The sequence below is a fragment of the Candidatus Kryptobacter tengchongensis genome, from assembly GCF_001458555.1.
GTDB lineage: Bacteria > Bacteroidota > Ignavibacteria > Kryptoniales > Kryptoniaceae > Kryptonium > Kryptonium tengchongense.
On the sequence record NZ_CZVH01000072.1, the window covers coordinates 1 to 10,180 of the forward strand.

Genomic DNA, 10,180 nt, shown 5'->3' on the forward strand with positions numbered 1-10,180 from the left:
GAACTCCATTTGACGCCAATCAACATAAACGACATCGCCTGCAACGAGAACTGCATCTTTCAAATTAAAAGATAACCCAGCACCAAAATAAAACGGGGAAAGCACACTATATTTTGAAATCCCAGAATAAGAATATGAATACGAATCGCCATTATCAAAAGAACTTTCCCCGCTTCTTGAATAATTTTCCTTAACACTCAAAGATGCCGGCAATCTCGTCATCAATCCAATTCTAAAGAAATTGCTTCTATACATTAAACCAGCGTTCGCTGAAAAACCACTTACAGTTGCGTCAATTATATCCGAAACCGTTAATTGAGCAAAATCCCACGGGAAATTTTTATAAAAATCTCTTGTATCGGCTTCAATAAATCTTCTATCATACTTATAATTTCCAGTCACAATTGAAATCGTAGCTCCAGCTGATAAATTTTCCGCTATATCAATAGCGCCTGAAACAAACCAATGATTTAACCCACCACTTTCATACAAAGTTATCTTTTGCTGAACATTGTTTAAAATCTGAGTTGCCCCTGTTGAATCTTCAAGTCCAAGTTTCCAAGCAAGATCAAATTCAGGGTTAGGATCATAAAGCGATGGAACAATGGAATTTTGAGAATTGAAAAGAGAAATTGAAAGAGTCCCCGTGAAATCAGAAACACGCACATACCCACCTGCGAAGACCAAACTTCCACGAATTGTTGGAACAGGAAGAACAAGGGCAACTGTATTTAAATTTGTTGTGGTATTCTCAAATGAATTTGAGTAATCAAAAACCCTTGCAGAATTAGTAAGCGATAAATGATTCAAACCACCTGCAAATTCAAACCTTCTTATTTGAGCAAGCCCCGCTGGATTCCAAAAAATTGATGAATAATCATCTGAAACGCCAATGTATGCAAATCCAAACCCAGTTGCTCTCGCTCCAACACCAAAATTTAACATTGAATATCTAAGAGCGTCATCGGGAAATTGTGCAAAGGTGAAATTAAAAAGTAGAATTATTAAAGCTAACGCTAACTTTTTCATTTTCTTCTTGAACCAATGTTTCTTTTACCTTCAGATTCTTTATTCCCATCCTTATTTTGTTCCCTTGAATCTCCACTCGTTGAAGACCTAAAACCTGATTGATTTCCTCTATCGTTTGTCGTCTTGGCTTTCCCCATTGAAGAAGATGAACTATCCCCTTCAATTTCAGAAGTAGATTTTGGAGGAGTCCTTGTCGGTGGCGGTGGAGTAAACGAACTAATACCTGAGGCAGTTCTATGAGAGCCAAATTCCCTCTGTCTTTCGGAAGGCATCTCCATATTTTGAGTACGAGCGGTATCAACATAATTCCCAGACCACCAAAACCACCACGGTGAATTATAATAAGCCCAAGGTGATGCAGTATGCACTGGAACTAAATCATAGAAATAATTTAATTCAGAAACCGAATGGCATCTGGCACAATCACTTCTGTAAGAAATATGCGAAGTGTAAACTTCACCAGATGAATCAATATAATTAACCTCAGGATGCTTTATAACAGTATAGCAACCTGACAAAACTAAAACTACAAGAATTAATTTTTTCATCTTCTATTTCCCATATGTCTTTTCTGCTCCTGCCTTTGCTCGGGTTGTGAAAATCCCGTTGAACTACTTGGCTGACCTTGTAAAGATGAATTATTCAAAACATTCGGCAGATCATGTTTTGGCATCTCAATCAATGTGTTTCTTCCAGTTTCATAATTTCTGTAAATTTGAATTGAATTTCTATTCGTCCCAATCCTTCTTGGTTGATCTGTTTTACGAGGTGGCGTTGAATCCTGCCTCGGTGTCCCCGAGTTCCCATCGTTTGATCTCGGCACAACTCTCGGAGTTGAAGGAGCTCGCGTTGAACCTTCACCACGCGTTCTTTCACCACCACCTCTCTCAACTGCGGGCGTCCTTCCTCCAGAACTTGCTGATTTTCTTAAACTTCCTTCATCAGAAGATCCACTTTGCACACTTCCTCCGGAACTTCTCAATGGCGCACTCCTTGATGGTTGTGCCACACTTTGCGAACTTGATTCAGTTTTCATCCTTTCATCACGCACTCCTTCTCGCGTTGAACCAAAATTTCTTGATCTAAAAACAACCGTCCTTCCACCATCAGAGTAATACGGATAATTATTGATTACCACGATCACAGGAGCTCTATACCACCATGGATAATAATACCAGGTTGGAAGATACCAGTATAGATCCCACCAATAATATCTGTCCCACCAATACCAGTTCCACCAGTAATAATCAAACCAGTATGGGTCATAATACCACCATTCGCCCCAACCAATAGCAAAACTTGGAGTATAATACCTGAAAAATAGATAATACCTCGGATATGGTAGATAATAACGATAAACATACCGCTGATAATACCATCCAGCGTAGTCATAATTCTCGGAATAGTATTTATACTCTGGTTTAGAAGTTGAGTATCCCTCGTCTTCTTTCAGCGTTCCAATTTGAGTATAACAACCCCAGAATAAAGCACTAACAAACGCTATTAAAATTATTTTTTTCATCCTTCACACCTCCTGTAATGATGAATTCTATTTCAATAACTTTAACAAATCCAGCACATAAAAAATTCTCAATCAAAATGACTGAATATACTCAAGTTTAACAACTCTTGAATTTCCAGGCTCCTTATTACGCAAAATATCTTTCCAGTTAAATTCAATTGTAAACCCATTCCCAAGCGACCACCTTATTCCAGCATTTAAATAACCCTTTCCACTTCCAATTGCATTTACAGAGTTATCATTTACAGCAAAATTATATTCAGCTGAAAATGTTAAGTCATTCCCAATTGTTTTATCAAAGCCAATATAATAATTCACCGATGCATCCCCATCATCTTTTTCAAGTGAGTAATTTACGCCCCCATGAATTGATGAGTAACCAAAAAATTTAAACGACTTGCTACCGACTAAGAAAAAACCCGGAGACTTAAATTCATACCTTTTTAAATTATCAATGTATCTTTCCCTTCCTTGCGAGTCAAATCCAAGCGCGATCGCTGGAAAATTTTTTGTTTCATCAATTATTCTAATTTTTAAATTTACACCGGGAAATTTATACCAATTAACATTTCCATCACCGATTATTTTGCTACCGCCGTATGAAATTCCGAAATTAAGACGATTAAATGCTGAAGCTGTAAGCCTTAGCATAAGTCCCCCATCTGCAAAGAAGTCCGCATCAAGCGAAACACTGTTTGATTTCAAAAGTCCAGCTGTGGGCATATCAACTATAAATCTTTGCTGAAATGTAGCCCCCGCGCCCGCTGAGCTTTGTGAGAACACATACTCAGAAAATAGAACGAGTAAAAATACAAAAACTTTTTTCATTTCTCCGCCAACTGAATTTTGAATTCTTAAATCAAAGATAATAAAAATTTTCCAGCTTGTCAATCTTTGAACTTAAAAACAAAAAGGCGTGGCTTAACGCCACGCCTTTCCCATATATTAAGGTATCGTCAACCCAACATACCTATTCCCTGCTGAGCTCTTAATCCTCAAAAGCACAACCTCACCAGATTTATGGCTTTGTACTATCTTCTTCAATTCATCAACATTACGCACCGGCTTTCTATCAGCTTCAATTATTATATCATTTTCTCTTATCCCTTTATCAAATGCCTCAGAAAACGGTTCAACCCTTGTAATTATAACACCATTTTTAACTTTATATTTATTCCTTGCCTCATCATCAAGATTTGCGACTGTCAAACCAAGTTTGTCAAAGCTTATAACTCCTGGCTCAATTTCCTTTGCTGGCGGTTCAGTATTATCCGTTTGTGCAACTTCTTCATCTTCTTTCCTCGGCTTCAATGTAGCTGTTACTTCAAATGTTTTGCCATCCCGGTAAATTTTCAATTTAACTTTGTCGCCTGGTCTTTTCCTGGCAATTATTTCCTGAAGCTCCCCAGGTCTATTTACCTCCTTACCCTCGCACTCAAGGATTACATCCCCGGATTTAATTCCAGCCTCTTCAGCTGCACTACCAGAGATAACATCTTGAACTAAAATTCCACGTGGTTTATCAAGCCCAAATCCTTTCGCTGTTGATTCATCAAGTTGAGAAATTTGCACCCCAAGAACACCTCTTCTCACCTTTCCATATTTTATTATGTCCTCTGCAACTTTGCGAGCAAGATTTATAGGAATTGCAAAACCATAACCTTGATAATATCCAGTTCTTGAAGCAATCGCTGTATTTATACCAACGACTTCCCCATTTAAATTAACAAGCGGACCACCGCTATTCCCCGGGTTGATCGCCGCGTCCGTCTGTATAAAGTTTTCAACGCCATAAGAATCTCTGATTATTCCAATATTCCTGCTTAATGCGCTTACAATCCCAGCTGTAACTGTAAGATTCAACCCAAGCGGATTGCCAACAGCAAGAACCCATTGACCAACCTGTAGCTCATCCGAGTTTCCAAATCTTGCAACTGGGAGATCATTTGCATCAACTTTTATAACAGCAAGATCTGTTAATTTATCTCTTCCAATTAGCTTACCCTTAAATTCCCTTCCATCCCAGAGCGTCACTGTTATACTGCCTTTTTCTCCACCTTCAACCACATGATTATTTGTCAAAATATATCCATCTTTTGTTATTATCACACCTGAACCCATCCCCTCTTGAGGCATCGGCTCGGGAATCTTAAACTCAAAATCAGGTCCAAAGAAATGAAAGAAGTCAAACGGGCGACTTTGGCTTTCTCTTTTGGTAACAACTTTGATTGACACAACAGTTGGAACAACTTCTTTGGCTACCTGAACAAACGCATTTTGAGTTGAAAGTATATCAAATTTTGTGTTTGTTGGTTTATCCTGGGAACCGATAATCGGTACATCAACAGCTGCAATTGGCTTAACAGCATTAAATCCAGACACAAGTATTATCCCGAACAACATTCCAGCAAGTACAAGTGCAATTGCTCCAGCAATTTGCTTCTTCGTCATGGCTTCTTTTGCCTCCTAATTAGTGTTTTTTGTTTTTAATTCAATAAATAATAACAGGGTTAAGGGACACTTTGTTTCACTTTAATTTATAATAAATTTCAAGGGATTTCAAATTCACTGGCTCATCAAAATGTGCTTTAATATAATCGCTCAACAAGTTCTGCATCTCGCTATTTATATTACTTTGGATTTTCAAATTTGTTACACTTTCAATTTTAGCCCTTTCAAGCCAGGCCAAGCTCTTAAATGTCGCAATAGAATAAGAATTCTCCCCTTTGTCAAAGCCACACTTGGAACATAAAAAACCACCTTTATCAACCACGAAAAATATCTTCTGCGCTAAATTTTTCTCCGTAAATTTTTCACCACACAAGACACATGAGTTAAAATTAATTTTAAAACCGCTCTCCTCAAGCAAATGTATAACGAAGAACCACAAAAGATTTATCTCATTTTTCCTCGCCTCGTTAAGCTTATCCAGCGTGTCAACAAGCAACTTGAAAATATTCTGATTCCCCTCCTCAAATTTTATGAGTTTATAAACGAGCTCACAAATTGAAAGACCGAGCGTCATTTTATTATAATCAGAGTAAAGATTTAAAAACGGTTTAATCACATCCGCCTGTGAAAGAAATTGAAGTTCTCTCGTTTCTTTCTTATAAAGAACGGCAAGAATATACGACATGGGTTCAAGTGAAGCCCCGAATTTACTTGTAGTAAGCATTGCACCCTTTGCAATCACATTTATCTTACCAAACTTCCTTGTATATAAAGTTACAATCTTGCTTGTTTCCCTGTATTTCATCGCCTTTAGCACAACAGCTTCCGTTTTACTTAACATTCAGTCGTGAGATTTGTTCTCTTCTTTAATTTTTTGAATATTTTCTTCAAAAGGTGGATAAATAATCCCAAGTTCAGTTATAATCGCCGTTATCAAGTGATTTGGCGTGACATCAAAAGCTGGAGAAAATGTCTTAACACCCTCTGGGGCGATCCTTTTCCCCATTATTTCCACAATTTCATCCGAACCCCGCTCTTCAATCGGTATCTCATCTCCGCTCTTCATATTGAAATCAATTGAAGATGTTGGACAGGCAACATAAAAAGGTATATTATGATACTTTGCAGATATCGCAAGATTATAGGTTCCAATTTTATTCGCTGTATCACCGTTAAGCGCAACTCTATCCGCTCCAACGATAACACAATCAATTTTCCCAAGTTTCATAAGATAAGCCGACATGTTATCAGTTATCAAGATTGTTTCAATTCCTCTCTGCATCAATTCCCATGTTGTAAGCCGAGCCCCCTGAAGAAGCGGACGGGTTTCATCAACATAAACTTTTATCTTCTTACCTTGCTCAAAAGCAGTGTAAATTATCCCAAGCGCAGTACCATAATCACCAGTTGCAAGCCATCCTGTATTACAATGAGTTAAAATACCTGCTTCATCAGGGATTAACTTCGCTCCATTTAAACCTATCTGTCTACACATCTGTATATCTTCTCTCTGAATTGAAAGCGCCTCATTAAGCAGTTTATCTTTTAGATTATTTACCTCAAGATGTAAATTTTCATAGAAAACCCTTCTCATCCTATCAATAGCCCAAAATAAATTCACCGCCGTCGGTCTGGTCCTCGCAAACTCATCACATACGCTTTCAAAAACAACTTTCAACTTCTCTTTATCATCACCGTTAAAATTTTTAATTCCAAGGTAAATCCCAAACCCCGCTGCAATCCCAATTGCTGGTGCACCACGAATTTTAAGTTTTTTTATAGCATCAATCAAAACTTTGTAATCTTCCGTTTCAACAAGAACGAGTTCAAGCGGTAATTTAGTCTGATCAATAAACCTGAACTTTCCTTCATCCCAATCTATTGAGCGCAATCTTGAACCCATTTTTTCTTGACTTTTTTATTTCAATTTTTTAAATTTATAGTGAATTCAACGGGCCCTTAGCTCAGTTGGTCAGAGCAGCTGACTCATAATCAGCGGGTCGGAGGTTCGAGTCCTCCAGGGCCCACAATCCCTTATATAACCTCCATAATTCGCCTAATTGAGTTATAATATAAATCTGCTACTTTCCCAATATCAATTTCAATCCAATCGTTTATCTTCATCTTTTTTTCCTGTGTTACAACACCAATTACAGCGTAAGGAACTTTATTTTCAGAGCAAATCTCTTCAAACTTCCCTAAATTCTTTTCATCAATTGTAACTATTATTCTTGATTGTCCCTCGCCAAATAATAAAAAATCGGGGCGAATTTTATCTTCAAGTTTAATCTCACAACCCAAGATATTCTCTTTATTAATTATGCAACATTCAGCAAGCGCTACAGCAATACCACCATCCGAAACATCATGAGCTGATTTTAGTAAACCTTGGCGAATCCCCTCAAGACATACCTTTTGAACTCTCTTTTCAAGATCAAGGTTTATTTCAGGCGCATCACCCAAAACCTTACCATGAACCCAGGCAAGATATTCACTTCCACCGATTTCATCAGTGTTTTTACCAAGAAGAATTATTAAATCACCTGGAGATTTAAAATTTGCAGTTGTCACAAATTTTAAATCATCAACAATTCCCAGCATACCGATAACAGGCGTTGGATAAATTGCACCTTCGGGACTTTCATTATAAAAACTCACATTTCCACCCGTCACGGGCGTACCAAAAAATCTGCAAGCATCCCCCATCCCACGAACCGCTTCTTTAAATTGCCAGAATATCTCTGGTTTATATGGATTTCCGAAGTTAAGACAATTCGTAATCGCAACAGGTTCTGCCCCAGTGCAAACCACATTCCTTGCTGATTCTGCAACTGCTATCATAGCTCCACGATAGGGATTGAGATAAACATATCTCGCGTTACAATCAGTTTTAACAGAAATTGCCTTGTTTGTTCCTTTTATCCTGATAACAGCAGCATCACCGCCAGGTAAAACAATTGTGTTTGTTCTTACCATTGTATCATATTGCTGATAAACCCATTCCTTACTTGCTATATTTGGTGAAGAAATCAATTTTAAAAATATCTCGTTTAAATTATCTGGTTCAGGAAGATCATAAGGATTGAAATTTCTAACTTTTTTAAGATAGTCTGGTTCTTTCGCCTCCCTATAATAAACAGGGGCACCGCCCCCAACGACAAGCGAATCCGCAGGTATGTTCGCAACAATTTTTCCATCCTTTTTAATCTTCAACCTCCCATCATTTGTCACATACCCAATCACAACAGCGTTTAAATCCCATTTTTTGAAGATATCAATTATTTTATCCTCAAATCCTTTCTTTACCACCATTAACATCCTTTCTTGCGATTCAGAAAGCAAAATTTCATATGCACTCATTCCCTTTTCTCTAACGGGGACACGATCAAGGTCTATTTCCATTCCGCTTTTCCCCCTTGCGCTCATTTCACTTGTTGAGCAAGTTATCCCAGCTGCACCCATGTCTTGAATTCCAACAACATAACCTGTTTTAATTGCCTCAAGTGTCGCCTCAAGCAGAAGTTTTTCCGCAAACGGATCTCCTACTTGAACAGACGGTCTTTTTGACTCGGATTCTTCACTTATCTCCTCAGATGCAAATGTCGCCCCATGAATTCCATCCCTACCTGTGCTTGAACCAACTATTAAAACGGGGTTACCCTCACCTTTTGCAATTGCACGAACTATTTGATCATGCTTCACAATCCCAACAGCCATCGCATTTACAAGTGGATTTTGGTTATAACTTTTGTCAAAATAGACTTCGCCAGCAACCGTTGGGCATCCAAAACTATTACCATAATCCGCAATGCCACGAACAACCCCATTGAAAAGATACTTAACTCTTGGATTTGAAATCTCACCGAATCTCAAAGAATCAAGGATAGCAATCGGTCTTGCGCCCATCGTGAAAATATCCCTTAAAATACCTCCAACGCCAGTTGCAGCTCCTTGATACGGTTCAATTGCAGATGGATGATTATGTGATTCAATTTTAAAAGCAACAGCAAGCCCATCACCTATATCAACAAGCCCTGCGTTTTCCTCACCCGCCGAAACAAGCAATCTACCACCGCTTCTTGGCAAAGTTTTTAATACAGCAATTGAATTTTTATAACTACAATGCTCGCTCCACATCACGCTAAACATCCCAAGCTCTTCAAATGTTGGTTCTCTCCCTATAAGAGAAATTATTCTATCATATTCCTCAGATGTTAAACCAAGCTCAATTGCAAGCTCGCGCATTGATTTGTTTTCCATGTTCACCTTTGTAAAATTTCTTTAACAATCGGAGCAAGTTTTGTCCCTATTTTTTCAAAATACAGATAGGTTAAAACCACCAAAACAAAAATTATGAAAACAAAAGTATATATTTTCCATTTTGCGACTTTTCTTCTTGCTTTTTCACCACTACCGAATAATTTAGTTGCCAACCCAATATATCTAAATCCGCGCCAGCCACATTCACTGCATCTGTAAATTTTAAAAGGTAAAAAGAACTTAACAGCTTTCTCATAAAAAATTTCTTGATCTTGACCTGTGCAATGTTCCAAATTTACCGCAATGCGGGCATGCCTCAAGTCGCATTAAATTAGTCCCCTATTTATTTTTAAAAAGTTTGCTGTTTCCTCAGGCAATGCTGTTGTTATGTAAATCCCAGAACCAAGCTCAAAGCCAGCTGGAATAGTAAGTCGTGGAAGTATCTGAATATACCAGTGGTAAAATTCTTCGTTCGCGTCTTTAAAAGGTGAGGAATGAATCACATAATTATAATCTGGATTATTAAGGGCATCATAAAGTCGTTTTAAAACAAGCCAAACAACTTTTGCAATTCCGCAAGCATCACTTTCAGTTATATTTCCAAAACAAGCATTGTGCTTTTTAGGCATAACCCATGTCTCAAATGGAGAAATAGAAGCGAATGGCTCAATCACTATGAAATTATCATCTTCATAGATAACTCTTTCATTTGAATATGATTCAAACTTTATCATATCACAAAAAACGCAACTGCCATGGTCATCGTAATACCTCGTTGCTTCTTCAAGAAGATATCTGATGTGTGTTGGAACAATTGGGCTTGCTATAAGTTGCGAATGCGGATGCTCAAGCGAGGTGCCAGCTTGTTTTCCGTTGTTTCTAAAAATTATAACGGTGTTAAGATTTGGCTCGGACATG

The 10,180-nt window shown here is 37.9% G+C and carries 9 protein-coding genes, 1 tRNA gene and 1 pseudogene; 1 reads left to right on the forward strand and 10 read right to left on the reverse strand.

Going from position 1 to position 10,180, the window contains the following annotated elements; genetic code table 11:
• From AT685_RS06080 to mtnA, 7 genes and pseudogenes are all read right to left on the reverse strand, one after another.
• A pseudogene (locus AT685_RS06080) lies at nucleotides 1-1,029 on the reverse strand (hypothetical protein); the annotation flags it as partial.
• Complete coding sequence (locus tag AT685_RS06085) at nucleotides 1,026-1,577, reverse strand: hypothetical protein (protein ID WP_072151953.1); 552 nt, start codon at nucleotides 1,575-1,577, stop codon at nucleotides 1,026-1,028. The pseudogene AT685_RS06080 and the gene AT685_RS06085, both read right to left, overlap by 4 nt.
• Nucleotides 1,574-2,551 (reverse strand): hypothetical protein, encoded by a 978-nt coding sequence (locus AT685_RS06090; protein ID WP_072151954.1) that lies wholly within the window; start codon nucleotides 2,549-2,551, stop codon nucleotides 1,574-1,576. Before AT685_RS06090 ends, AT685_RS06085 begins: the two co-directional genes overlap by 4 nt.
• A 72-nt stretch (nucleotides 2,552-2,623) precedes the next feature.
• Nucleotides 2,624-3,442 carry a hypothetical protein gene (locus AT685_RS06095; protein WP_081040612.1) on the reverse strand — a complete coding sequence of 273 codons (819 nt, stop codon included), beginning with the start codon at nucleotides 3,440-3,442 and terminating at the stop codon, nucleotides 2,624-2,626.
• Between the two features lie 54 nt (nucleotides 3,443-3,496).
• Entirely contained in the window at nucleotides 3,497-5,002 is a 1,506-nt protein-coding gene (locus AT685_RS06100; RefSeq protein ID WP_072150854.1) for a DegQ family serine endoprotease, read from the reverse strand.
• A gap of 76 nt (nucleotides 5,003-5,078) precedes the next feature.
• Nucleotides 5,079-5,843, reverse strand: coding sequence for a DNA repair protein RecO (gene recO / locus AT685_RS06105; RefSeq protein ID WP_072151955.1), 765 nt, complete (start codon nucleotides 5,841-5,843; stop codon nucleotides 5,079-5,081).
• A complete protein-coding gene (mtnA, locus tag AT685_RS06110) occupies nucleotides 5,844-6,905 on the reverse strand; it encodes an S-methyl-5-thioribose-1-phosphate isomerase (protein ID WP_072151956.1) in 1,062 nt (353 codons plus the stop codon).
• Nucleotides 6,906-6,955: 50 nt separating this feature from the next.
• Here mtnA and AT685_RS06115 point away from each other — a divergent pair.
• Nucleotides 6,956-7,029 (forward strand) — tRNA-Ile (locus AT685_RS06115).
• Between the two features lie 7 nt (nucleotides 7,030-7,036).
• Here the strand turns inward: AT685_RS06115 and purL are convergent.
• The 3 genes from purL to AT685_RS06130 all read right to left on the reverse strand — a co-directional run.
• Complete coding sequence (gene purL, locus AT685_RS06120) at nucleotides 7,037-9,262, reverse strand: phosphoribosylformylglycinamidine synthase subunit PurL (RefSeq protein ID WP_143713151.1); 2,226 nt, start codon at nucleotides 9,260-9,262, stop codon at nucleotides 7,037-7,039.
• A 2-nt stretch (nucleotides 9,263-9,264) separates the two neighbouring features.
• Complete coding sequence (locus tag AT685_RS06125; protein ID WP_072151957.1) at nucleotides 9,265-9,582, reverse strand: hypothetical protein; 318 nt, start codon at nucleotides 9,580-9,582, stop codon at nucleotides 9,265-9,267.
• Between the two features lie 6 nt (nucleotides 9,583-9,588).
• A partial coding sequence (locus AT685_RS06130; protein ID WP_072151958.1) for a galactose-1-phosphate uridylyltransferase occupies nucleotides 9,589-10,180 on the reverse strand: 592 nt, incomplete at its 5' end.